The sequence below is a fragment of the Oikeobacillus pervagus genome (assembly GCF_030813365.1).
GTDB lineage: Bacteria > Bacillota > Bacilli > Bacillales > DSM-23947 > Oikeobacillus > Oikeobacillus pervagus.
In genome coordinates this window covers 1-24,336 of sequence record NZ_JAUSUC010000042.1, presented here as the reverse complement: position 1 = coordinate 24,336, position 24,336 = coordinate 1, and the positions used below count along the sequence as shown (strand labels likewise).

Annotated in this window: 22 protein-coding genes and 1 pseudogene; 7 read left to right on the top strand and 16 right to left on the bottom strand. The window is 37.6% G+C overall.

Annotation, left to right across the window (positions count from 1 at the left end):
• The first annotated feature begins 174 nt into the window (after window positions 1-174).
• The 3 genes from J2S13_RS13475 to J2S13_RS13465 all read left to right on the top strand — a co-directional run bounded on the left by J2S13_RS13475 (window position 175) and on the right by J2S13_RS13465 (window position 3,975).
• Window positions 175-609: a DUF6526 family protein gene (locus J2S13_RS13475; protein ID WP_307258297.1), complete on the top strand. Its 435-nt coding sequence runs from the start codon at window positions 175-177 to the stop codon at window positions 607-609.
• A gap of 440 nt (window positions 610-1,049) precedes the next feature.
• Window positions 1,050-1,406, top strand: a complete 357-nt coding sequence (locus tag J2S13_RS13470; protein WP_307258296.1) for a DUF1360 domain-containing protein — start codon at window positions 1,050-1,052, stop codon at window positions 1,404-1,406.
• Between the two features lie 1,123 nt (window positions 1,407-2,529).
• Window positions 2,530-3,975: a carbon starvation CstA family protein gene (locus J2S13_RS13465; RefSeq protein ID WP_307258295.1), complete on the top strand. Its 1,446-nt coding sequence runs from the start codon at window positions 2,530-2,532 to the stop codon at window positions 3,973-3,975.
• A gap of 146 nt (window positions 3,976-4,121) precedes the next feature.
• Here the strand turns inward: J2S13_RS13465 and J2S13_RS13460 are convergent, their stop codons facing one another.
• Window positions 4,122-4,466: a hypothetical protein gene (locus tag J2S13_RS13460; protein ID WP_307258294.1), complete on the bottom strand. Its 345-nt coding sequence runs from the start codon at window positions 4,464-4,466 to the stop codon at window positions 4,122-4,124.
• A gap of 397 nt (window positions 4,467-4,863) precedes the next feature.
• Here J2S13_RS13460 and J2S13_RS13455 point away from each other — a divergent pair.
• Window positions 4,864-5,652: pseudogene (locus J2S13_RS13455) on the top strand (DUF2935 domain-containing protein).
• 238 nt (window positions 5,653-5,890) lie between these two features.
• Here the strand turns inward: J2S13_RS13455 and J2S13_RS13450 are convergent.
• From J2S13_RS13450 to J2S13_RS13435, 4 genes are all read right to left on the bottom strand, one after another.
• Window positions 5,891-6,202, bottom strand: coding sequence for a type II toxin-antitoxin system RelE/ParE family toxin (locus J2S13_RS13450; RefSeq protein ID WP_307258293.1), 312 nt, complete (start codon window positions 6,200-6,202; stop codon window positions 5,891-5,893).
• 6 nt (window positions 6,203-6,208) lie between these two features.
• A complete protein-coding gene (locus J2S13_RS13445) occupies window positions 6,209-6,457 on the bottom strand; it encodes a type II toxin-antitoxin system prevent-host-death family antitoxin (protein WP_307258292.1) in 249 nt (82 codons plus the stop codon).
• A gap of 162 nt (window positions 6,458-6,619) precedes the next feature.
• Window positions 6,620-7,666, bottom strand: coding sequence for a cytochrome c class I (locus J2S13_RS13440; RefSeq protein ID WP_307258290.1), 1,047 nt, complete (start codon window positions 7,664-7,666; stop codon window positions 6,620-6,622).
• A complete protein-coding gene (locus J2S13_RS13435; protein WP_307258289.1) occupies window positions 7,632-9,008 on the bottom strand; it encodes a c-type cytochrome in 1,377 nt (458 codons plus the stop codon). The genes J2S13_RS13440 and J2S13_RS13435 overlap by 35 nt, the downstream gene beginning before the upstream one ends.
• A gap of 435 nt (window positions 9,009-9,443) precedes the next feature.
• Between J2S13_RS13435 and J2S13_RS13430 the strand changes: the two genes are divergently transcribed.
• Window positions 9,444-10,400 (top strand): Abi family protein, encoded by a 957-nt coding sequence (locus tag J2S13_RS13430; protein WP_307258288.1) that lies wholly within the window; start codon window positions 9,444-9,446, stop codon window positions 10,398-10,400.
• A 253-nt stretch (window positions 10,401-10,653) separates the two neighbouring features.
• Here J2S13_RS13430 and J2S13_RS13425 read toward each other — a convergent pair whose 3' ends face one another.
• Window positions 10,654-11,388 carry a hypothetical protein gene (locus tag J2S13_RS13425; RefSeq protein ID WP_307258287.1) on the bottom strand — a complete coding sequence of 245 codons (735 nt, stop codon included), beginning with the start codon at window positions 11,386-11,388 and terminating at the stop codon, window positions 10,654-10,656.
• Window positions 11,375-12,709, bottom strand: coding sequence for an AAA family ATPase (locus J2S13_RS13420; protein ID WP_307258286.1), 1,335 nt, complete (start codon window positions 12,707-12,709; stop codon window positions 11,375-11,377). Before J2S13_RS13420 ends, J2S13_RS13425 begins: the two co-directional genes overlap by 14 nt.
• Window positions 12,710-13,740: 1,031 nt before the next feature.
• On the opposite strand from J2S13_RS13420, the gene J2S13_RS13415 reads away from it, so the two are divergent.
• Window positions 13,741-14,040, top strand: a complete 300-nt coding sequence (locus J2S13_RS13415; protein WP_307258284.1) for a hypothetical protein — start codon at window positions 13,741-13,743, stop codon at window positions 14,038-14,040.
• A 361-nt stretch (window positions 14,041-14,401) separates the two neighbouring features.
• Here the strand turns inward: J2S13_RS13415 and J2S13_RS13410 are convergent, their stop codons facing one another.
• The 5 genes from J2S13_RS13410 to J2S13_RS13390 all read right to left on the bottom strand — a co-directional run bounded on the left by J2S13_RS13410 (window position 14,402) and on the right by J2S13_RS13390 (window position 19,116).
• Window positions 14,402-15,481, bottom strand: coding sequence for a nucleoside-diphosphate sugar epimerase/dehydratase (locus tag J2S13_RS13410; RefSeq protein WP_307258283.1), 1,080 nt, complete (start codon window positions 15,479-15,481; stop codon window positions 14,402-14,404).
• Between the two features lie 59 nt (window positions 15,482-15,540).
• On the bottom strand, window positions 15,541-16,422 hold the full coding sequence (galU, locus tag J2S13_RS13405; protein ID WP_307258282.1) for a UTP--glucose-1-phosphate uridylyltransferase GalU: 882 nt from the start codon (window positions 16,420-16,422) through the stop codon (window positions 15,541-15,543).
• Between the two features lie 403 nt (window positions 16,423-16,825).
• The gene (locus tag J2S13_RS13400) at window positions 16,826-17,593 is read right to left on the bottom strand and encodes a tyrosine-protein phosphatase (protein ID WP_307258281.1); all 768 of its coding nucleotides are present in this window, start codon (window positions 17,591-17,593) and stop codon (window positions 16,826-16,828) included.
• A gap of 85 nt (window positions 17,594-17,678) precedes the next feature.
• Window positions 17,679-18,377, bottom strand: a complete 699-nt coding sequence (locus J2S13_RS13395) for a CpsD/CapB family tyrosine-protein kinase (protein WP_307258280.1) — start codon at window positions 18,375-18,377, stop codon at window positions 17,679-17,681.
• Entirely contained in the window at window positions 18,367-19,116 is a 750-nt protein-coding gene (locus J2S13_RS13390) for a YveK family protein (RefSeq protein WP_307258279.1), read from the bottom strand. Before J2S13_RS13390 ends, J2S13_RS13395 begins: the two co-directional genes overlap by 11 nt.
• Window positions 19,117-19,321: 205 nt before the next feature.
• On the opposite strand from J2S13_RS13390, the gene J2S13_RS13385 reads away from it, so the two are divergent.
• Window positions 19,322-20,074 (top strand): SGNH/GDSL hydrolase family protein, encoded by a 753-nt coding sequence (locus tag J2S13_RS13385; RefSeq protein WP_307258278.1) that lies wholly within the window; start codon window positions 19,322-19,324, stop codon window positions 20,072-20,074.
• Between the two features lie 32 nt (window positions 20,075-20,106).
• Here the strand turns inward: J2S13_RS13385 and J2S13_RS13380 are convergent, their stop codons facing one another.
• The 4 genes from J2S13_RS13380 to J2S13_RS13365 all read right to left on the bottom strand — a co-directional run.
• The gene (locus J2S13_RS13380) at window positions 20,107-20,898 is read right to left on the bottom strand and encodes a YibE/F family protein (RefSeq protein ID WP_307258277.1); all 792 of its coding nucleotides are present in this window, start codon (window positions 20,896-20,898) and stop codon (window positions 20,107-20,109) included.
• Window positions 20,895-22,034, bottom strand: a complete 1,140-nt coding sequence (locus J2S13_RS13375; RefSeq protein ID WP_370874039.1) for a YibE/F family protein — start codon at window positions 22,032-22,034, stop codon at window positions 20,895-20,897. The genes J2S13_RS13380 and J2S13_RS13375 overlap by 4 nt, the downstream gene beginning before the upstream one ends.
• Before the next feature lie 685 nt (window positions 22,035-22,719).
• Window positions 22,720-23,898, bottom strand: coding sequence for a thiolase family protein (locus J2S13_RS13370; protein WP_307258276.1), 1,179 nt, complete (start codon window positions 23,896-23,898; stop codon window positions 22,720-22,722).
• 199 nt (window positions 23,899-24,097) lie between these two features.
• A partial coding sequence (locus J2S13_RS13365; RefSeq protein ID WP_307258275.1) for a hypothetical protein occupies window positions 24,098-24,336 on the bottom strand: 239 nt, incomplete at its 5' end.

Genomic DNA, 24,336 nt, shown 5'->3' with positions numbered 1-24,336 from the left:
CAAGCGTTAGCGCGGTAGATGTAAAAAGTGTACAAAATAGAGTGCTTAAAATATTGGTGTAAAAGCAACACCGAGAAAAACTTGACACATACAATATTTAAACTAGGATGTTCTTTTGATCATTTCTTTGTATAATACATATATGGGTATATTTTAATAAAGAGGAGGAGAAAATTGAAACAACAATCTTATGAAAACCATACTCGTTACCATCCACTACAGCATTTCATATGGTTACCACTTAGTTTAGTCACTCTTATTTCATCGATCATATATGCAGGGATAGCGATTAAAAACGGGAAATTTTCTTTAAATGTATTCCTTATACTGGCTTTGGTAGTGTTGAGCATTATAGCCGGTATGTTGGCGCGAATGAATGCGCTCACTGTACAAAATCGCCTCATTCGGGTAGAGGAACAGTTTCGTCACTACGTATTAACAAACGAACCAATCGATCCGCGTTTAACATTGCCACAACTGATCGCCCTCCGTTTTGCATCGGATGAGGAATTTCCAGCATTAGCGAAAAAAGCCGCCCAGAATAAGATGAATCCCGACGAAATAAAAAAGGCAATCACCTATTGGCGTGCGGATGAACATCGGGTGTAAAGTGTCGGAAAGAGGATGTTTCAGTGGGCCATCCCCATTGTGAAACATCCTTTATTTATGCTTTAGAAAAATACCGATTTAAGGAATTCACCCATTTAGCGACCTTCCCTTACATATAACTCTAATGAACCTCCACCATTTTTGCCGTGTAAATTCAGTCGAAGAAGCTAAACAATTTTTCAACGAACTTCCTTCCATTAACTTTTTTTTCGTTTCAAACGATTATATGACATCACCAAAACAGCGATACATCAGGATTTGGAAATGGAAAGGGAAACTCTAAGACATCCCCATTTCATTATTTAATAAAAAAAGACGAGGAAATCATAAAGGAATTAGGCGAGGAATATATTGATTATATGGTAAAACAAAAAATTTTATCATGATTCAAAACAATCAATCTGAAATCCACAATGTCATCAAGAGGGGAAGGAATTTTTTTGAACGAAATTGGATTAACTGTTCTCCTTATTTTAGGATTAGCATCTTTTCGATTAACAAGATTAATTGTGTTTGACAAAATCACAGAACCTATGCGCCGCCCCTTCTTTAACGAAATCGAGGAAAAAGACGAAAATGGAAAAGAAATGATTTATTTAGTTCCAAAAGAGAGAGGGATTCGAAAATGGATCGGTGAATTATTATCTTGCTACTGGTGCACAGGTATTTGGGTAAGTATTTTCCTAATTGCTCTGTATTTAGAAAAGTGGTTATTAGGAGAAATTATTATTATCATACTGGCAGTAGCAGCAATCGGTTCGATTCTCGAAGTTATTGTTACCAAGTCGCTAAGGTGAAAGAGATAGGAAACAAAATTGCCATTGCGTAAAACTCCTTTCTTTTAATAGGGAAGGAGTTTTATTATTTACTTGACGAGTGAGCAAACAGGGCGCACGCAGGCTTTTGTTCATTTCCCATATGCTTTTGAACATTTCCCAGGCCGATTTGCGCTCCTTTTATAGGGATTTGATCATTTCCCCAATCTTATGATTATTTCCCGCATATTTTTGCGCCTCTTCTCGTCATATTTGCGCCCCTTCTCGATCCGTCCTCTGATCCCCCGGACGAGCAAACAGCGCGCGGGATTTTGTTCATTTCCCATATGCTTTTGATCATTTCCCAGGCCGATTTGCGCTCGTTTTATAGGGATTTGATCATTTCCCGAATTTTATGTTCATTTCCCGCATATTTTTGCGCCTCTTCTCGTCATATTTGCGCCCCTTCTCGATCCGTCCTCTGATCCCCCGGACGAGCGAACAGCGCGCGGGATTTTGTTCATTTCCCATATGCTTTTGATCATTTCCCAGGCCGATTTGCGCTCCTTTTATAGGGATTTGACCGTTTCCCCAATCTTATGTTCATTTCCCGCATATTTTTGCACCCCTTCTCGTCATATTTGCGCCCCTTCTTGATCCGTCCTCTGATCCCCCGGACGAGCGAACAGCACGCGGGCTTTTGATCATTTCCCATATGCTTTTGATCATTTCCCAGGACGATTTGCGCTCCTTTTATAGGGATTTGATCATTTCCCCAATCTTATGTTTATTTCCCGCATATTTTTGCGCCTCTTCTCGTCATATTTGCGCCCCTTCTTGATCCGTCCCCTGATCCCCCGGGCGAGCAAGCGGGGCGGGGGACTTTTGATCATTTCCCATATGCTTTTGCACATTTCCCGGGCCGATTTGCGCTTGTTCTACTAGTATTTGACTATTTCCCGATTCTTATGATCATTTCCCGAACATTTTTGCACCTCTTCTCGTCATTTTTGCACCGCTTCCCGATCCGCCTTCTGTCCCCGAGCGAGTGAACGAGACCGCACTTTCCCTCCTACTTCTGTTATATAACATAAAATAAATTATTTCAAAATTTCAAATCTGTTGTATAATAGTAAAAACGAGATCAGCAAAGGGGATGAACAATATGATTACTTTTCTCGTATCGATTGCCTTATTAATAGTCGGATATTTTACATATGGAAAGTATGTTGAAAAAGTATTCGGGGTAAAAGAAACGCGTCCGACACCGGCCTATACTCATAATGATGGGGTTGACTATTTGCCGATGGAAACTCCACGTAATTCATTAATTCAATTGTTAAATATTGCGGGAGTGGGACCGATATTTGGCCCAATTTTAGGGGCATTATACGGTCCGGTAGCGTTTTTATGGATTGTATTTGGCTGTATTTTTGCCGGTGCGGTTCACGATTATTTAACAGGGATGATTTCTATTCGTAATCGCGGAGCACACTTGCCAGAACTTGCGGGGAAATTTTTAGGGAAAGCGATGAAACACATCGTGAATGTTTTTGCTATTTTACTATTATTATTAACAGGGACGGTATTCGTCTCAGCACCAGCTGATTTACTTTACGACTTAATGGGTGGTTGGGCAACACTTGGTATTATTACTGCCGCCATATTTATTTACTATATTTTGGCGACACTTCTTCCAATCGATCAAATTATCGGTCGCTTTTATCCTGTCTTCGGAGCACTTCTTTTAATCAGTGCCATTGGCGTTGGAGGCTCACTCGTTGTGACAGGAGCTCCCATTCCAGAGTTGACGTTTACGAACATGCATCCAGATGGGGCACCGATTTTTCCATTATTATTTTTAACGATTTCATGTGGAGCATTATCAGGCTTTCACGCAACACAAACTCCCATTATTTCACGTACAGCAAACAATGAACGCGCAGGAAGAAAAATTTTCTACGGCATGATGATTGCTGAAGGTGTCATCGCCATGATTTGGGCAGCCGCCGCGATGAGCTTGTTTCACGGGACAGACTTACAAACATTACTTGCTCAAGGGGGACCCGCTGCTGCAGTCAGTGAAATTTCAAAATTATCATTAGGCGCGATCGGTGGGACATTGGCAGTCATCGGTGTCATTATTTTACCTATTACATCAGGTGACACCGCCTTCCGAAGTACACGCATGATTATTGCAGATTATTTGAATTTTAACCAAGTAAAATTGAAAAACCGTTTAATGATTGCCTTACCGATTTTTGCTATTTCATTTTTCTTAACACAAATCGACTTTAACATGCTATGGCGTTACTTCTCTTGGGCGAACCAATCCACAGCGATGATTGCCCTATGGGTCGGTGCCATGTACTTATTCATCGCAAAGAAAAACTACTTCATTGCAATGATTCCAGCCATTTTCATTACGATGGCCACCATGACATACATTTTAAACGCACAAATTGGATTTAACTTACCAATGAATATCTCTTACATCGGTGGTACCGCGATCACCATCCTGATCATTGTAGCTTTCTACCGAAAAGCGGGAAAATCTCGTCAGGAGAATCTTCCACTTGAAGAAGAACTACCTGATCAAATATCAGCATAATGCGAAAACAGCTTGCCTATGTATTGTAGACAAGCTGTTTTTTTTATAAAAAAAGATTCATGTTCCACCGCATTGCGGATGACGTAAAAATCCAAAAAGTCCCCAATACGAAAACGAAAATCCTCTTTGGAATGAAGGTGGGGGAACTAAGATTGATAATCCCACAGAACAAACCATTTTTCTTTTTCCCGCACGACAAATACTTCTTGATGCAAAGAAAAATTCCCATATGTTCCTTTATACGATTGAATAACAGGTACTTTATATACATTCTTCAACTTCCTCCCCTCATCCGTTGGTCTCCACTTCTTTAGTTTCTTTGGCTTGCCCAATGTATAAGTAAAAGTCTCCACCCCAAAATGATTCATAAACACATGGGCCCGATCCTGTAGATAATAACCTTTTGGAAACTTCTCTTTCATAAAAGGATGAAACAACTCCCACGATTCAGAGAACCTTCCTTGCTGCTCATAATGATAAAACTTATCCACCAGTTTCAACGCCCTTTCATCCGGCAATAAGACCAAAACCATTTTCAATAGCAACATTAGTCCCAAAATAATCAGGGGAACAAAGATAATGATTGACTTCCTGCGCCCTCTCCTCAACATTTTCCCCTCCCCTAAAAAGATATTCAAGAAAGGAGCTTTTTAGTATAAAGGGAAACTTTATCCTCCACTGATCTCTTTGTTTCCAAATTATTTTGAGGTGGAGGTTTTACTGCCGATAGAGAAGAACGAAATACTATAAGAAGGAAAAACAAAAGAATTCCCCTTGCTTTCCCCCGTTACAACTCACTATGACCCAAAATTTCAAATGTAGAATGAATGAGAATAAGGACAAGAAATGCAAAATATAGATAAAAATAAAGGGATGAGGGGGGATAACATGGCGGATCCAATTGTTGTTAGGTCATTAAATGAAATTAACTTTTGGTCAAGAATTATGAAAGAACATGCCCTTTTTTTAAGTTTGGGATTTACTTATGAACAAAAACAATTGGTCGATGAGGCTAACCAGTTTATATCATTATTTGAAAGAATAGAAGACAAGTTATCTAAATTTACGGTAAACTCCGATTTACGCCAAGTTCAAGCATTTAATTCCGAAGTTTACTAAGCAGCAGTTGCAATATGGAATTACAAACGGAAGGTATTAGGTTTAACCCTACGGTGCAAAATTTTAACAAATAATTACCCTTTATTAGTGGATCATATTAGTAGAGAAGCAGCCTATTTTGCTAATCGTTTAAAAGAACTGAATGAAGGAAAATTAGCTCCAACACCCGATACGGTCATTGAAGAGAATGTATTCTTCTTAAGAATTATGGCAGATCATGCTAAGTTTATCGGTCATCTTTTAGATCCTTCGGAAAGGAAGTTAGTAGCACAAGCGCGGGAATTTAGCCATGATTTTGACCAATTAGTGTTTCAGGCGATGGACTTACATTCGATGCGACCACAATCGGAAACTAAACCATTACTAAGTCAATTTTTAGACGAAAATAAAGTTTCAGTCACTTCATTAAGGGATTTTAAAAAAACAGCAAGAGAATTAATCGAGGCCTGTCGTATAAAAAGTAACATTCACCCTCTTTTAGCAGATCATACATTTAGAGAAGCAGAAAGGTTTTTAGAAATCATTGATCTATTTGAGGCCAGCTTAAAAAAGACTTAATCAATAAAAGGGGACAGTTCTTCCGGGAAGCGGAGGGACGGTTTTCTTGCTTTCGTTACTTGCCACCTACCATCAAAAACGCAAGAACCGTCCCCATGCTTCGCGCGATGCCCGAAATTGTCTGCCACGACTCCACATCCCTCTTTTTAGGCATAAAAAAAGACACACAATTTTAGAGTGTCATCCCATTCTTCGCGCTAACGGCGTATTATTACTGTTCTTTATTCATTCCACCTTTTTACCCCCCAAAAAGGATTTTTACATAATCTCGTCTTGAATATAAAATTCGATAAATAGATACATAATCATTGCTATTTTTATAAAAAACAATGTAGTTACCACAAATCAAATATCTATAATCTGTTGGGATATCAATCTTAGAGGATAATTCAATTCCGAGCAACGGGAAATCCTTTAGGTTTCCATAACATCTCATAATATTTGTAATCACATCGACCGCAGCAGTTGGATCATCAAACTCTTTAGTGATGTATTCTTTGATATCATGCATGTCTTCCAAAGCAATGGGATTAATTCTTAATTTATGCATAAGATATTAGACTCCCAGATTTTTTTTAACTTGTTCTTCAGTTAGCCATTCTTCTCCGGTTTTAATGGCCTTCTCTGCTTCCATAAGTTTAGAAAGCAATTTGATTGTAGCTTGACTTTTTTCATAGTCCTCAATATCAAGAATGGCAAATTTACCTCGACCATTCTTTGTTAAAAACACCGGATTGCCAACGGAGATATCCTTTAAAACGTCATTATAATTTCTCAAATCAGAGACAGGCTTAATATTTGGCATACAATCAACTCACTCCTTTTGTTGATCTTATTATACCATTAACTTACTTAAAATTATATGTTGAATTTTACAACAAAGGGAAGCGGAGGGACGGTTTTCTTGCTTCCGTTACTTGCCACCTACCATCGAAAGCGCAAGAACCGTCCCCATGCTTCTTGATTGTTATGCTTCATGCTCCATCGTTCGGGGATGGTCATCAATATGAGGCTGAATGTATGCTTCCCTCACTTCATGACGCATCCATCCCATTAAGCCTAATACAAGGATGAATGAGGCCAATGCTCCCATAAAAGCTCGATAGGAATCCTTCCGGTCAGCTACATATAAAAAACCTAATAGAAGGAAGGTGAAAACAATCGATGCCAAGAGCAACCCAGTGGCCAAAAGATCATCTCCCATATAAAGAAGAAGAACATCTCGTTTAAGAGCAAATAAGACAAAAGCTCCGGAAGCAAACTGTGCGATCGTAATCCAAAACGTTGCTTTAATCCCCATTTTTCTCGTTAACTGATCGGCTTCAGATTCTTGATAATCTGCAACCTTCTTTTTACGGAAACGAAATTTAAAGGTGTAGAACAAATAAAGATAAAGTCCTCCCGCCGCAAAGCTTGCTAGCATAAAGTGAAGATACCTTTGCCATATTTGAGGATAATAAAATAACCCGTGAAAAAATCCATTCGCTTCCATCCATTTCTCTGGATATAGCATGGAGACAACGTTAACGATAAAGATTAGCGGAACAAATAACAAGATTAAGCTTGCCATTAAACCTATCGTAATATGCAGCCCTTTCTTGTTAGCTAATTTTTCCCACAAAAATTTATAGGCATATAATAGCAAGAACGCGATAATTAATAAAAGAATAATGCTAAGCCAAGCTTTTCCAATGAGAATCGTAGAAGAATAGAAATATTGAGTATACAGGATACTCACGAGCAAAAGCGGACCGACCCCTATGACCACCGCGATACTTTTGTGAATCGAGGCATGGTATGAGCAAATTTGAGCAATACGGTCGTATATTTTCCTTTTTTTCCACATCCCGATTGCTTCAAAAATTACGGCACCTGTAGCGAGTGAAACCGTCATATTCACAAAAATAATATGCAGTAAAAAGGTGACGATGATCAGGACCGTTAATAAGCCCATATCCCCTGGGATCGGGAGCTGAATATCATTGGGAATTGGCAGTGCTTGTGCTACGATCATTTTTTTCCTCTCCCTTCACCTGTTCTGTTCCTTTTTCTTTATTCACCACTTCATGCAAATAATGGCTTAATGCGGCCAACTCTTCCTCCGTCCCTACGAATGGCGGCATGACCGGTCTTGCATGATGCATCGTCGGAATAAAATTTTTAATCGTTTCCTCTGACCAACCATCTAAACGATTTTCGAAAGCACGCTTCGAACGCCAGCCGCTAACGGTATGACAGGTCATACATTGTCCTTGATAAACTTCCCTTCCTGCTTCATACATATTATTAACGGTTACTTCTTTATTTTTAGCAAAAGTAGAATGTGCTAAGACCCCTTCTTTGTTATACTTCTCAGCATCCTTCTCCAGCACGCCATTGGCATACATATAGTCATAAATGACAAAAGGTTTTCGAACCGACTCTCTAACAAATTCAAACTCCGCTATAAAGCCCATAGAAGCGCATAAAACCGCAAAGGACAAAATAAACGGCAATGTTTTCGGCTTAATCGCCGCCCAAAAAATAAATAACAAGATGACGGTTAAGCCAGTTAAATTCACGACATCAAACATTTTTTCACTCATACCCGTCGAATAAACAACGAGATCATAAGCTTCTTGAGGAATCGACTGCAAATACCAGATCGCCGTAATCAAAATCCCCGGAATAGAAATCGCCGCCCAAATAGAGAAAATGCGGAAAATTTCATTTTTCAAAGCCTGATCTTTTACGCGCCATTTCACAAAGAAAGACACAATCCCAATAGCCAGTAATAATGCTAAAAAGGTTCGGAATCCTAGTGAAGGCAAATACGTTGGATTGAAAAAGGCATGCCAAAAGGAGTACGTCTCAATCCATTTCCCTGGGGTCAGCTTAGCCGCAAGAACACCGGTTATAATGGCTGCGGTAATCCAGGAGGAAATACATAAAGCGATGCCAATTCGAATATGTTTGATTTTCTTGGCAGACTCTTTGTACATATCCCACGTATAGTAATAAATAATTAATAAAACAACTTCCGAAATAAAAACAACCCATTCCGCAACCCACGCCCAAAAGAAAATCCGCAGAAGTGAACCAATCGAATCCGGTTGAATAACCGTCGTGGAAAACCAAATGCCCACTCCAGTCATCGCGCCCGCTGTCGTGGTAATAATTAATATCCATTTCGCCATCTTCTTGGCAAAGGCATCGAGCTTTTGATCCTTCTGGCGAAAGGCATTATACTCCGCAGTCACCATTAATGTTGTGGCTCCGATAGCTACCCCATGACTAATGACGACATGAACAATGGCTATAAGAGCAATAATTGTCCCATTTCCAAACCAAGGAAACTCGACCGTTGGAAAATTCACGTTTACTACCCCCTTAACAAATAAATGAACCTCGCTATTAGACTACTGGGGAAACGTGAGAATATTGTGAACTCAAAGAGAATGTTGTCGAATCGTTAAACATCCCACTCAAAAATTTCATAAATTAGTTCAAATCCCCAACCTTTCTTCAAAACTGTGAACAAACTGAAGCAGAGGGACGGTTCACTTGTCACCTGCCATCGAAAGCGCAAGAACCGTCCCCATGCTTCCCCTTAAAAAAAGTAAAGCCCTGCAGAGACTCTCCACAAAGCTTATTGCTTTCAATACCATTACTTTAACGCTTTAAATCAGTGGGGGTCTGACCCCGATTTTGTCTGTTTATTGACTGCCATTAGTGCATATAATATAATGATCTTAGTGATCAGGCCCATGTTCCTTCCGAGGACTGGGCTATTTTTATGGGGTGAAAAGTAAATGAAGCCATTCCAAACACACCGTCAGCAAATCTCCATTTTGCGGGGCAGAGGTTTAACCATCAACAATGGTTCCACTGCTATGCGTATATTTGAGAGAGAGAACTACTACAATGTTATTAATGGTTATAAGGATTTATTTTTAGTTAAGAATCAAAATGGACAAGTAGTATCTCCTGAAACATATATACAGAATACTACCATTGAGGAAATATATAGTCTTTTCACATTTGATCGAGAGCTAAGAAATTTATATTTAAAATACCTATTAATCTTCGAAAATAGTATGAAGTCCAAGATTTCTTACCGGTTTAGTGAAAAGTTTAAGGAACCTCATGCTTACCTTCTTTTCAAAAATTACTCAAATTCAAACTTGAATCAGGTATTAAATCTGATTGCTATTATATCAAATAAAATAAAACAAAAGTCTTCGGAAAGAAATAATAATTCCATTAAGCATTATTTGACTGTTCACGGCAATGTTCCATTATGGGTATTAGTTAACGATCTGACTCTAGGGAATATTTCTAATTTTTATCAAGCAATAGATGACTCCTTAAAAGACAAGATTGCAAAGGATTTTTCCTTACAATTTAAGAGAGATTACGGTGCAACATATCAGATTTCTAAAGAATCAATTGTTGATGTTTTAAAAATTGCTAACCTGATTAGAAATTTATGTGCACATGAAGAAAGACTGTACAACTTTAGATTACACCACCAAACAAGAGCAAGACATAATTCACAACTGTTATCTATTCCGGCTAAACTATTAGATGGTAGATTATTTACGATGTTTGCCTTATTAAAATTAGTGCTTCCTAAAAAAGAACACAAAGAACTAAAAGGCTCATTGGATAAATTGTTTAACAGTTATCAAAATAAATTTACAACTGTTCCTTTTGCAGATATATTAGCAATTATGGGATTTGATGCTAATTGGAAAAGCTATTTTTAAAAGAGAAAGCGGAGGGACGGTTCTCTTGCTTCCGTTACTGGCCACCTATTATCGAAAGCACAAAAACCGTCCCCATGCTTCCCCTTTAAAAAAAGTAAAGCCCTGCAGAGATTTCACTCTCCACAAAGCTTATTGCTTTCAATACCATTACTCTAACGCTTCAAATCAGTGGGGGTCTGACCCCAATTTTCGGTACCGTAATGAGCTATTATAGATCCGGTTCTTTCATACTATATTTATATTATTTTAAAACTCATAATTCTGATGTCTTTAACTCTATAAAATTAAACATCAATGGGACATTTGTTGAACGTTGTAATGAATTTATCCCTTGCGATATAAAAGTCCAACTAGCTATATATTGCTCATTATAACTTTCAGCATCCGCATCAGGCATAAATTGCAATAGATACCTTTCTAGTGGTATAGCTAAATCGTCTAGAAATGCTTCTATATTATCAACTTTTGTTTCTGAAGACGGATTGGGGTCATCAAAAATTACATGCTCTAAATTCCTTGAAAAATAGAACATTTGATAATTGTATTTGTTAGAAACAATACTACTCACTGAATTCATAGTGCGAATATTTCTACTTCTAATATCATTTCGGTTCAGTATGTTATTCTTTTGTGCTTCCGTTGAAACACTAATACAATTATTTTGGTAATAAGTTAGAGCTTCTTGCTGGTTATCTACAAGGACATTATCTTCAGGAATTAAACAACCATCTGTATCAACTATATGAATAACAGCTAATATGTCTGACTGTTTAAACTTCCTCTTTATTAAAACTTCTTTTACTATTTCCCCAATAGTATCCTTGATAGGTTTCCCTTGTTTATTTATGTCATATAAGATATCACCACGTTGGGGTTCAAAGCGAATTTCATGGTCTTTAAAAAGCTCTCTTAGACGATCTATGAGTAAAGTTTCGTCGCTTTCTCCTTCAACAATTAAAAGCACTACTTTTTTTCTATTCTTCGCCATTTATCTTACCTGCTTTTCTAAACGACTTTTTTATGTCGTACAAATCTGTTTCGCCATAAATAGGTTCATCTTGTCCGCCAAGCTGCACTGCACGTAAATAGATATCGCGGGCATTATTTAACTTTTTAACACCTTTTAATTGGAGATAGCGATCCTCTTCATTAAGAGTCGTGAACCATAAATTACGAATAGGGAGAACTTCCAATATTCGTAAATTGTGTGATGTAAAAAACAATTGTCCTTGCCCATTCTCACTTATTACTTCTAATAATTCGCCTAATAAATATTCGAAAATACCTGCATCTAGTTCATCAATTACTACACATGCATTCGGATTATTGTACACTGCTATTAATGTACTAAGAATTGAAATTATTTTTATAACCCCAGATGATTCACTTCTTAAAGGTAGTTCAATACTTCCTTTTGTAGATAAAAACTCGAAACGGATACCATCTATTCCGTTATCCATTTTTTCTTGATGAATTTTTCTAATTTTAATTTGAAGACCAGGTATGATAGTTTTAAGAACAACATTCGTTTGTTCAATAACTTTTTGAATTGTATCAAATAGTGAAGGTGGTAAAACCATTGTATCACTTAACTCGTATGGTATACTCCCACGTATATTTTCAACATGTACGTTAAATGGCATGACTATATTTGCTATTAATAGTCCAGATTGGATTTGATCAATTACGTGAAAATCTCTATTGAAATCCACCAAAAGATTGTTCATTATTTCTGTTTCTATTTCATTTAAAAAATAATCATATACCTCTCTTAATTCTTCTCTAAAAATAAACGAGGTGGCATTATCGTTTGCCATTCTATTTGCTACCATTACTGTTACTCTAATATCCTCATTCATTGATTTTATCTTTTGGTTTCTAATGGAAATTTCCTGATTATTTTTGTAGAAAATATCTTTAAATCGTTTCTTGCTTATATTCTCTCTATAGGAGACTTTTTCTTTTATTACTTGTAGCTTATCTTTTCCTTTACCTATTGAAACTTCATATTTTACGAAAAACTCTCCAAGATAATTTTTAATTATTAAATCAAAGGACAAGTCAATGAACTCTTCATTAAAGTATAATAAATGCTTAGATAGATCCGGCAGTTTCCTTGTGTCTAATAAAAGCTTTAATAGATTAAATGCTTCGACAATTGCAGTCTTTCCAGATCCATTTTGCCCGTAGAAACCTATTACATCGGCAGCAGTTAGGTTATCAAAGGTTGAATTTGTACTGAAATTTCCCCTTTTAACATTTTTTAAATTTTTCACTTCAACATTTGTAACTCTAATAATACTCGACATATCGTTTCCTCCTAGGACCTTATAACTTTTATGTCTTTCCAAAAATTATATCACACGGAATTTAAATTATAAACAAAATCGTTAAAATTTTTACCTACTTACATTCTAAACTAAAAATATTTGATAACTATTAAATAAAATAGACAATTTTTAATCATTTTATTCAATAACACCTCTTTTGGTGTGGTTATTTTAATTTTAGTTTAAATTAATTTCTGATGGCAGTTTTATTATGCGAATGCTAAATAACAAACAAAAACCCACCAAGTAGTCATCTAAAGCTTAGACGCTAACTCGGTGGGTTGCTTGTTTCCCGTTATTTTCTTTTCTTTCGCTTTCTTTTCACTTTCAATTTGTAGGAACACTTGTCTTCTAGGTATGCTCCCCATTCAACCCCAAGGAAGCGGAGGGACGGTTCTCTTGCTTCCGTTACTTGCCACCTACCATCGAAAGCGCAAGAACCGTCCCCATGCTTCCCCTTAAAAAAAGTAAAGCCCTGCAGAGATTTCACTCTCCACAAAGCTTATTACTTTCAATACCATCACTTTAACGCTTTAAATCAGTGGGGGTCTGACCCCAATTTTATGGTCACCCATATGACATGATACTTGATGTCGTACACAGCATGACTACTTTTTTTATATCCGTCCATACTCTCACCTCTTACTCAAGTATGGACATCAAAGGGGAAGGCTAAAAGCGTATACCGTCTAAAGACGGTGGAGTTGGACCCCGCATTTGTAAATTAAAAGACAAGATTGCAAAGGATTTTTCCTTACAATTTAAGAGAGATTACGGTGCAACATATCAGATTTCTAAAGAATCAATTGTTGATGTTTTAAAAATTGCTAACCTGATTAGAAATTTATATGCACATGAAGAAAGACTATACAACTTTAGATTACACCACCAAACAAGAGCAAGACATAATTCACAATCAGTGGGGGTCTGACCCCGATTTTTCCAATTTTTCCGATTTTCCTGGGTATAAATTTATAGGTATTTGAATAACATTGTACGGGAGGTGCCATATGACTATAAGAATTGAACTTAATAATTTATTTTCAGCAAAACATGGATTAAAAATAGCTTTAGAAATCGCCCGGTATGAAATGGCCAGCGAGCAAATTGAAAGAATTAATAACTTGATAAACATCTTAGACAATTCGTATAAAAGGTTGGAGATAATTATTGCTCAGGACTTATTGTTGGATCTTAAAGAATGTATAGCTATCTTTAAGAAAAGCGAATCTATTCATTGGATTAGAGATGATTTCACAAAAGAAGTGCTACATTTTGATAATATTAATGAAGGTAATAAGTTAATTTAATTCGAAAGGCTAAATTTCATGAATAATAATATTTTAGATATTCATTCTCCACCGAACTTGCGACTTAGCAATATATTTCCACTGTTCTCTTTATATAAATTTCTTTGGTCTTTATTTTAATTTCAAAATGTTCGAGTATCTATCTATCCGTCCAATCATATTTAGGGGCGTATTTCCAAAGCTATTATTACAAAAATATTTTCTTGTTCGCCGGTTCAGGATAACACAAATCAAAAAATCCAAGAACGCGCTAAAATTGGTAAACCAACTGAATTAATCTTTCTTTTTTATAACACCGATACTGGCACTTCGAGGTATACTAACACCAAATCTATTTAACATGACTTTTTGTGATAATTTGTCAGTCTAATAATACCTTCCTATTTTTAATAATATATAGAGAATCTTTATAAAATAAAATAAATAATACAGTCAAGGAAATTGAACCTAAAAGAATATTACCCCAAAAACTATTAATAAATATTGATAAGGTAGCGTAAATTGAAACAATAACAACCATAGTATAAACTCTTAGCAATGGATACTTTACCTTATAATATTTTAAAGAAATAGATCCAATCGAGCCCCCTGCCCCTGTGACTAGCACGGTGCTTCCTGTAAGTTTTTGAGAAATATTCCGAATATCTAATTCAACTGGTTCTCTTCCAAGTAAATCTTCTACTTGAACATCACGGAATTGACTGACTGATATTTTTCCTGTCATCACATCTTCAATCATCGGTAAAATCTTCGTTTTGGCCTCTGTTTTGGCACATTGTTCATAAATGCGTTTTATTTCCTTTCCTTTTAACGATGGAATCGCTATAATGATATTATCAATCTCATACTTTTGTACTATCAATGGAATCTCCTTTATTTTCCCTTTAACGGTAATTCCATAGATTTGTAGTTTTTGTTTTTTTATATCATCATCGGCAAAGGCAATGGGTCTAAATTCCGAATCCTTACTTTTTAAAAGTTGCCTTGCCACCATCGTCCCAGCGGCTCCCGCTCCCACGATCAATGTCCGTTTGCGGTCATGGCTTTTATTAATGTAGCGATCACGAAGCATTCTCCATGAAAATCGTGATCCTCCAATAAAGATAATATGAAACATCCATGTAATGAAAAGAACTCTTACATAAATATGTTGAGCAACAACCAATTGAACAACGGCCGTTGTCAAAATAGAAAAAGTGATAGCTTTAATAATCGCCAACATTTCATTAATACTGGCATACTCCCATGCTCTTTTATAAAGACTATAAATCAAAGCAAATAGATGATGGCTTAATAACAGTGAAATGGAGCTCATCATGAGCATCGGAATCGAATAGACATCCATATAGGGATGCAAGATAAAATAGCCAATATAAATGGAAAACAACACGATGATTGAATCCAATGCCATTAATAGCGATAGCCTTTTTTGGTAAGTCAAACGAATCCCTTCTTTACTAATTAATAACTGCCAAGTAGAAGCTTTTTAAAGGCTAGTATCTATAATTCGACCTTTTCCTTCTTCACTAATTCCTTGATGAACTCTATCAATGGCTCTCTTAACTCTTCTTTCTGAATAGCAAACTCTAACGTTGTTTTAATAAACCCAAGTTTCTCTCCAACATCGAAGCGTTTTCCTTCAAAATCGTACGCAAACACTCGTTGGATTTGATTCAATTGTTGAATCGCATCGGTTAATTGAATTTCTCCACCTGCTCCTACTTGTTGGCGATCTAAAAACATAAATATTTCTGGAGTCAAAATATATCGGCCCATAATCGCCAAGTTGGAAGGGGCGGTTCCTTGTGTTGGTTTTTCTACAAAATGATTCACTTGATATCTTCTTCCTTGATTACTAACAGGATCAATGATTCCGTATCGATGGGTTTCATCTTCTGGAACCGTTTGTACTCCAATAATCGAAGAATGTGTTTGTTCAAATTGATCCATTAATTGTCTTAGACATGGGGTATCAGCTTGGACGATATCATCCCCTAATAGAACAGCAAATGGCTCATCCCCGATAAACTTCCTTGCACACCAGACCGCATGTCCAAGTCCTTTTGGCTCTTTTTGTCGGATATAGTGGATATCGACTTGGGAAGGTTCTTTCACTTTTTCTAGCAATTCAAATTTACCTTTTTGAATTAAATTATCTTCAAGTTCAAAAGCATTATCAAAATGATCTTCAATCGCTCTTTTCCCTTTGCCCGTCACAATAATGATATCTTCTATTCCTGATTCTACGGCCTCTTCTATTATGTATTGAATCGTAGGCTTATCAACAATCGGTAACATTTCTTTCGGCATCGCTTTCGTTGCAGGGAGAAACCTTGTCCCTAAACCAGCTGACGGAATAATCGCTTTTCTTACTTTCTTCATTTACAAGACCTCCTACTCTAAATCAATATAAAAAATACATGTTTAGTAACATAAATACTTAACGAAAATCCACAAATACCTACTCATCATAGCCTTTCGTTAACTATTTAGGAAATGGAGGAGGCTAGTTAGAGAAAAGCAAACCTACTTCCAAGCAGATTATCCCTCAACTTCCCCCTCCAATCTCTTACCTCTTCCGGGCATCTAACCCACCCTCACACCATACTATCGACGACAGGGCGTCTAAGGTACATGAAATACCCACAGCATAGCCGAGTGCCCCTATTGATAAAGGTCAAGAGACATCACCTATTTCGGATAATATGCACTATGACAATGGTCTTATATCATTACAAAGAGAATGGTCAGATTGAATTGCACCTGACCATCCTTAAACATTAGGTTAAAATAACCCAAGAAACTTCCGCCTTTTGATTCGTTGTGGTCGTTCTTTAAAAATATGTTTCTCATCTATCACAAGCTCAGCGTTTTCCGTAAAATAATAGACCATATCTAAGCCAAATTCCTTCTCTAGTAGATCCATCGATTGAGCCATATTAAATGTTCGATTTTTTGTGTTATGGGCATCTGAAGCAATAAAATGTGTTAAATTAGCTTCAATTAATTGATATGTAAATTTCCGGACTCTTTTGCCGAAATGACCGGTATAGCTTGAAGCAGTAATCTGCGTAGCGACTCCATTTTTTACAAATTTGTACAATCGATCAGGGTGTTCCATGAATTCTTTGTTGCGTTCGGGATGAACAATGATTGGAAACAGCCCCTTCATTTGTAGATCAAATAATAGCTGTTCAGCATATTGAGGAATAAATCCTGAGGGAAATTCAATCAAAAGATAAGAGGAATTTCCACCTAGTGTGATGATTTCATTCTGATTATAATCTTGGATAATTTCTCCGTAAATACGGTTTTCTTGTCCTGGAAGAATCTTTAAGCCTATCCCTTCCTGCTTTAATTGGGCATTTAACTCATCCACATAGGTGATGATCTCTAGTTTTTTATTTTCATAGGATCCATTTTGATGATGGGGAGTGGCGATGATCGTATCAATGCCTTCATTAACCGCTGTTCGTGCCATGGCAAGACTTTCTGTATAGGTAGCCGCACCATCGTCAATCCCCGGTAATATATGACAATGAATGTCAATCATCCCTTTTCCTCCCCTTTCTTCGACCCAGTATTATTTCTAATATACCATAATATTTGGAGTTTGTATTTAAAGTCTATAAAACTTTCTACTCATTACCATAGTAATAATATTGGTTAGATTCTTTTGTTTTTTTATAATTTAATACGACACCTAAAACTTTCCCCTGCGTCGCTTCTAATGCTTCCTTCGCCTTTGTTGCCAATTCGACTTCTGTTGAGCCACTTTTTACAACTAATACGATTCCATTGCAAAGATTGCCTAACACTTGTGCATCTGTAACCGCTAAAACAGGTGGTGTATCAAAAATCACTAGGTCATAATCATTCTGTGCGTCAGAAAGAAACTCTTTCATTGCTCTTGAACTTAATAATTCCGCTGGGTTTGGTGGAATCGGACCCGATACCAAAATGTCTAATTTTTCTTCTTCTGTGGGCTGGATGGCTTTTGTTAATGAAATTTGTCTAGTCAACACATTGGTGAGTCCTGTTGTGTTCATGAGTCGAAAAGTGTAATGCATCGTTGGTTTTCGCAAATCTGCATCCACTAATAAAACACGTTTCCCTTGTTGGGCAAATACGACAGCTAGATTAGCGGCAGTCGTAGACTTTCCTTCCCCTGGTAACGAGGATGTCACCATCAGTGTATGTATTTCTTCATCTACAGAGGCAAACTGTATATTCGTTCGAATCGTCCGATATTGTTCCGATATGGGCGATTTCGGATTTGTTTTAGTCACCAGTTTTCGCCTTAATTGATTCTTCTTTTTTTGCTTCTTAAGAGCCAATGGATTCACCACCTCTTAACCGTGTACGTTTATGGGATCGTGATGTAAATTCCCTTACTTCTTGGTCATCAATTGCCGTCACCATTCCTAATACTGGAAGTTCTAATAGATTCTCCACATCTTGTTCTGTTTTGACTGTATTATCTAAATACTCGAGTAAGAAGGCTAGTCCCACTCCAGCCATTAACCCAACGACAACTGCAATAGCGATATTCAAAGTCGGTTGTGGCTTGATCGGTGCCAGATCATCCTTCACGACCGCCTTTGCTAGAATCGTCACATTATCAATGTTCATAATTTTCACGATTTCTTTTTGGAATACTTCCGCTGTTTTATTCGCAATCAATGCCGCTTGTTTTGGGTCTTCATCTTGAACAGACATATTGACTACTTGTGAATCTTTCTCACTTTGTACGGTGATTTTTTCGTTTAGCTGATCTGTTGTCATCTCAAGGTTTAGTTCCTTAATGACTTTATTTAAGATGGCTGGACTCTTCATAATCACACTGTACGTATTAATCAACTGTAAATTCGTTTGCACTTCATTCGTACTGTATAATTGCTGTTCATTTTTGGACTGGTTAACCAAAATCTGTGTAGATGTCTGGTAAATAGGTGTTAGGAAAAAATAACTAACTACCCCACTGACCAATGCTGCTAAAAATGTAATAATGAATATGAGTCGCAGACGTTTTCGAAGTGTTTGCATTAACTCACGAAGACTAATCGTCTCTTCCATGACTTCCTCCTAGTAGTTTGCTTTTATTGATAAAATTATAGCATAATAGGTTGTAAAATAGTGCTAAAGTTGTCATACTTTTAATAAACTTGTCATTTCCCGTTCGCTTTAATATTAACAAGTATAAACAAAATTTTCGCTTTTTTATAGGCTTTTGTTTAATTTCCATTATTTTTGTATTTTTACTATGAATTGGGGGGTTGCCATGCGCACGGTCATGACTACAATTTTCGTGCTATCTACTATTATCCTTTTAATCGTTGGCAATATATATTGGAAAGAAAAAACAACCGTTTCTTCAAGTGGGAAAGATTCTGTTCAAACTTTATCAAACTCTACAAATCTCACTTCTTTGACAAAAAATTGGCCGAAAGAGGCGCAAAAAACTTTTTCTTCTGCTTTAGCTTCAGGGAAAACGTACAAGATCGCCATTGTCGGATCAAATGTTGTAGGAAAAGATGAGAATGGGTGGTCTGTAAAAGTAAAAAAAGAACTGGAGGAAGCATTTGAAGGCACTATCGACGTATCGATTCACTCATTTGATTTGACTTCTCTTCAGTTTATTCAAGATCACGCATATGAAAAAATCGTGGAAGAAAAACCTGATCTCGTTTTATTTGAACCCTTTACATTAAAAGATACAGGATTGATTCGAATGGAAGATCATCACGAAAATATTCGAATTTTTATGGAAGCATTAAAGAAGGGAAATAAACATGTCGTTCTCATCTTACAACCAGCGAATCCCATCTATAACGCAACCTATTATCCAGGGAATGTGAGAGATTTGATGCAATTTGCAAAAGAGGAAAAATTTCCTTACCTCGATCACTGGGGCAAATGGCCTGATGGTCAAAGTGAAGACATCAAAGATTATGTGACAGAGGACAATCTCCCAAATGAAAAGGGACATAAGCTCTGGGCTGATTATTTAGTTCACTATTTCATCGCGAAATAGTGAAGGGGACAGTCCCCCGTTCCATTCAAACATTAATGGACTGGAGGATTATCCCCTTTTTTTCTTTTTCGCCCTTTTGACACTAAGAAATAAGCGGTAATCCATGAGGTAATCGGAATGATTAAAGCCACTCCCGTTCCAGCAATCAAGATGGTGATGATTTCGGCACTGAAAATTTTTGAATTGGCAATTTCGCCAGCAGGATATGATAAATCTTTGAACCATAGAAGCAAAGCCATATACCCACCAAAGAAGGCAAAAAATAATGTATTTGCACTTGTCCCCAGAATATCCCTTCCGATGTTGATTCCAGATTGAAATAATTCTTTTCTACTGATCATTGGATTATGTTTTAATACTTCGCTCATAGGAGATGAAATCGCAATAGCCGCGTCGGTAAGAGCCCCAATTGTACTCATGATGATGACAGCCGCTCCAATTTTTACAAAATCAACCCCAAGATAAAGAGAAAAGACGCTCAGTTCCTCGATTTCCTCTTCACCAAAACCTTGAATCATTGCCTTTTTGGACACATTGATAATAAATAAAAACAAAACAACGATGGTCATCATTGTCGAAAGGAAGGCCATTTTCGTCTTCACATTCACTTCATTTATATAAAATAAGTTGATATAACTAATTACTACACTAGCGACTAAGGTAATGATAATCGGATTCGCATTTGGATTTGTCATGAATACAACGGTGAAAAACAGCACCCCAAAGTTTAAAAATAGCGCAATAAAAGAGCGTACTCCTTTTTTTCCCCCTATTACGATCATTAATAAAAATAAAATCCCTGCTAGACATACTAATACATTCATGACTTTGCCCTCTTTCGGTTAATGAAAAACAGCGTAATATAAAGACCAATTGGAATCGTTAGTACAATCCCGATTCCCCCCGCTAAAGCCCGAGCTAATTCCAATGAAAGATTCATGGAAAGGGTAAAACTTACTGGGGAATGGTTTTTTAAATATAAAATAAGGACGGGAATCGAACCACTAATGTAAGCGAAAAACAATATATTGGTCATCGTCCCCATAATATCCTTTCCAATTTCCATTCCCGATGCCTTTAATGCATTAGTAGCGATTTGTTTATTTTTTTCATATAACTCAAAGATCGAAGAGGACATCGTAATGGCTACATCCATAATGGCCCCCAAAGACCCCACTAATAACCCCGCCATAAAGACCATTTTATAAGGACGAGTTAAAAACTGCATCTCTTCATAGCGAAGACCTTTCTCTGCAGTGAATTTCATAACCAAATAGGTAATCAATAGGGAAATAAAAGTAGACAAAAGGGTCGCAACAATCGCAGCATATGTCTTTTCATTCAACCCATTCACGAGTAACAAAGAAATCACTGTAAATAGAATAGCAGTTACACCGCATATCCATACCAAACTGATGTTGGAAGTGTGGATATAGACATCTAATGCATAGGATAACAAGACGGCATTGACAATTAAGCTGATGATGGAAAAGACCCCTTGCTTTTTTCCAACAATCAGTAAAGTAAAGATAAAAATCCAGGATACAAACACCACATATTTATCACGTTTTACATCCTCGATATTGCCCGTTAATTCCCCTTGTTCAACATTGTTCTTTTCAATCGAAACAAATAATTCATTCCCAACACGATATGGTTGATCATAAGCCCCAGAGGAAGAATACTCATTCGTTAAATGGATGAGCCGCCCTTTCTCCTCTCCATTCTTTAATTCCGCCACTATCTGCTGTGTAAATAGGCGATCTTGATGCTGAAACATATCCTCAACATCAGTTGTATCAACTAGATCGGTTTGAACGACTTTAGCAATCGGACGTTCATAAAAGGAATAATTATGATGAACCCAGTAAAGCGTAACAACCGAACAAAGACCTATGAGAATATACAGACTCATTTGCTTATTAGTTAAAGTTCTAATCCTTCTTACAATCGTTTTCAAAAAACCCCTCCTACTATCAGGGGGCGGATCATCTAGTTACTAACCCGCCTTCATGACAGGACTAAGCGACGGGCTTAGAATAACAGGAATTCTCCCTACCCGTCAAGAATGGGAGTCAGCCCCTCGATTCGTTATGAATGTGAATGGGGGCAGTCATGCAGTTTAAAGGAGGTGTTGCTGTATTTCTTTAATGTGGCATTGTGAATAGGGGTATCCCTACATTACGTTAAAGCATTAATCTGAATGAGGGGGGGCTTGTCATTCCGTTTAAGCGTTAATCTGAACGAGGCGTGGTCCTTAATTACATTAAAGCGTTAATTCTGAACGAGGGGGGCTTGTCATTCCGTTTAAGCGTTAATGTGGATAAGGTGTGGTCCTTAATTACGTTAAAGCGTTAATCTGAACAAGATGCGTCCTGTACTCCATTAAGGTATTAATGTGAACAGGGGCGGTTACTGGACCACATTAAAGCATCAATGTCCCGAGGGCAGTCAAGCAGTTCACTAAAGCGTCAATGTGATGACGGTCTGATCTTTTTTTCTGGGCAAATGAAATTGAGAATGGACATAAAATCGCCTAATGATCTTTGCGAAAATCATTAGGCGATTTTTATTTTGTATGGTGAAAATATTCGAAAGCCCCCTCCACTTTTGGATGGTCGAGTAGGAAGGAACCTGTCCCTAATTTACAATCTTTCAATAATCATTGCAGCTGCCGGTCCTCCTCCACTACAAAGGGAGGCACAGCCATATTGTACACCGCGTCTTTGCATTTCGTTTATGAGCGAAATGAGTAGGCGGATGCCGGTTGAACCGACTGGGTGGCCTAGGGAGATACCTGAACCATTCGCATTGACTCTGTCAAGATCTAATTTTAATTCGCGATTTACGGCCAAAAATTGAGCAGCGAAGGCTTCATTTAGTTCCCAGTACCCGATATCCTCTTTGTTTAGGTTCGCGTAATTTAACGCTTTTTCCACGACCGGTACCACACCAATTCCCATCACCTCAGGGGCGACGGCAGCAGATGCCGATGCGACAATGCGTGCTAATGGTTTAAGTCCGTATTCTTCCGCCTTATCCGCTGTCATTAAAATCAGCGCGCAAGCCCCATCGTTTAGACTTGACGCATTCCCCGCTGTCACCGTGCCGTCTCTTTTAAATGCAGGACGTAAAGCTTCTAAAGTTGCTAAACTCAATTCTGGGTTTGGATGTTCATCTTGGTCAATCGTAACCATACCTTTTCGCGTTTTGATTTCGACTGGAACGATTTCTTGCTTGAATTTCTCCTCTTTCATTGCGGTGGAGGCTCTCTCATGACTAAGTAAAGCATATTGATCTTGTTCTTCTCGAGAAATTCCGTATTGCTCCGCTAAATTTTCCGCTGTAATTCCCATATGATAACCTTGGAATGCATCAATTAATGCGTCATTTAGTAAGGAATCGACTAATTCCCCATTTCCCATTCGGTATCCGCTTCTTGCTTTTGGTAGTAAATACGGAACATTTGTCATACTCTCATACCCAATCGCTGCTCCTACTCCCACTTTCCCTAGCATCATTTCTTGTGACAAAATTTCGGTAGCGCGCAATGAAGAAGCACATTGTTGGTTAATTGTTGACGCAACGGTTTCTACTGGACAATTCGCCCCTAAGGCCACTTGGCGCGCAGTATTTCCTTTGCAACCTGCTTGATAAATATGACCGCCGACCACTTCCTCGATATCTTCAGGCTGTACACCAGCTCTTTCGATTGCTGCTTTTAAAGCTGTCACACCTAATTCAACAGCCGTTACATCTTTTAAGCTACCGAAGTAATCTCCTATCGGTGTTCTTGCATACCCTACAATAACCACTTCACGCATAGTTATATCCTCCATTTTTTATAAAATAATAGAATAATTGATTCATTTTTTAGTAAAAGGTGAGATTTTATGGACCAAATACTGCGGATTTGCTCCTTTCCTCTTAGGAGTGAGGCTTTCGAAAATAGGTTTTGCATATTTCCCATGGGGATTTGATCATTTCCCGCGAGGATTTGCGCTGGTTCCGGAGGCTTTTGCGCTAGTCCTCGGGATATTTGCACATTTCCCAAGATATATGACTATTTCCCGCAGTTTTTTGCGCCACTTCCACGAATCGCACTTTCCTCGGGTTTGCGCCACTTCCCTGTCCATGCCTCACCCGTTTTTTTCTCAGGCATTGCTCGATTTGATCATTTCCCTTGTCGATTTGAACATTTCCCACGAGGATTTGCGCTAGTTCCGGAGGCTTTTGCGCTAGTCCTCGGGATATTTGCACAT

Coding starts and splice junctions, on each gene's coding strand:
- J2S13_RS13430 (WP_307258288.1), top strand. CDS start 9,444: ATGAAGCCATTCCAAACACACCGTCAGCAAATCTCCATTTTGCGGGGC.
- J2S13_RS13425 (WP_307258287.1), bottom strand. CDS start 11,388: ATGGCGAAGAATAGAAAAAAAGTAGTGCTTTTAATTGTTGAAGGAGAA.
- J2S13_RS13380 (WP_307258277.1), bottom strand. CDS start 20,898: ATGAATGTATTAGTATGTCTAGCAGGGATTTTATTTTTATTAATGATC.
- J2S13_RS13450 (WP_307258293.1), bottom strand. CDS start 6,202: ATGCATAAATTAAGAATTAATCCCATTGCTTTGGAAGACATGCATGAT.
- galU (WP_307258282.1), bottom strand. CDS start 16,422: ATGAAGAAAGTAAGAAAAGCGATTATTCCGTCAGCTGGTTTAGGGACA.
- J2S13_RS13445 (WP_307258292.1), bottom strand. CDS start 6,457: ATGCCAAATATTAAGCCTGTCTCTGATTTGAGAAATTATAATGACGTT.
- J2S13_RS13415 (WP_307258284.1), top strand. CDS start 13,741: ATGACTATAAGAATTGAACTTAATAATTTATTTTCAGCAAAACATGGA.
- J2S13_RS13400 (WP_307258281.1), bottom strand. CDS start 17,593: ATGATTGACATTCATTGTCATATATTACCGGGGATTGACGATGGTGCG.
- J2S13_RS13420 (WP_307258286.1), bottom strand. CDS start 12,709: ATGTCGAGTATTATTAGAGTTACAAATGTTGAAGTGAAAAATTTAAAA.
- J2S13_RS13385 (WP_307258278.1), top strand. CDS start 19,322: ATGCGCACGGTCATGACTACAATTTTCGTGCTATCTACTATTATCCTT.
- J2S13_RS13465 (WP_307258295.1), top strand. CDS start 2,530: ATGATTACTTTTCTCGTATCGATTGCCTTATTAATAGTCGGATATTTT.
- J2S13_RS13440 (WP_307258290.1), bottom strand. CDS start 7,666: ATGATCGTAGCACAAGCACTGCCAATTCCCAATGATATTCAGCTCCCG.
- J2S13_RS13390 (WP_307258279.1), bottom strand. CDS start 19,116: ATGGAAGAGACGATTAGTCTTCGTGAGTTAATGCAAACACTTCGAAAA.
- J2S13_RS13370 (WP_307258276.1), bottom strand. CDS start 23,898: ATGCGTGAAGTGGTTATTGTAGGGTATGCAAGAACACCGATAGGAGAT.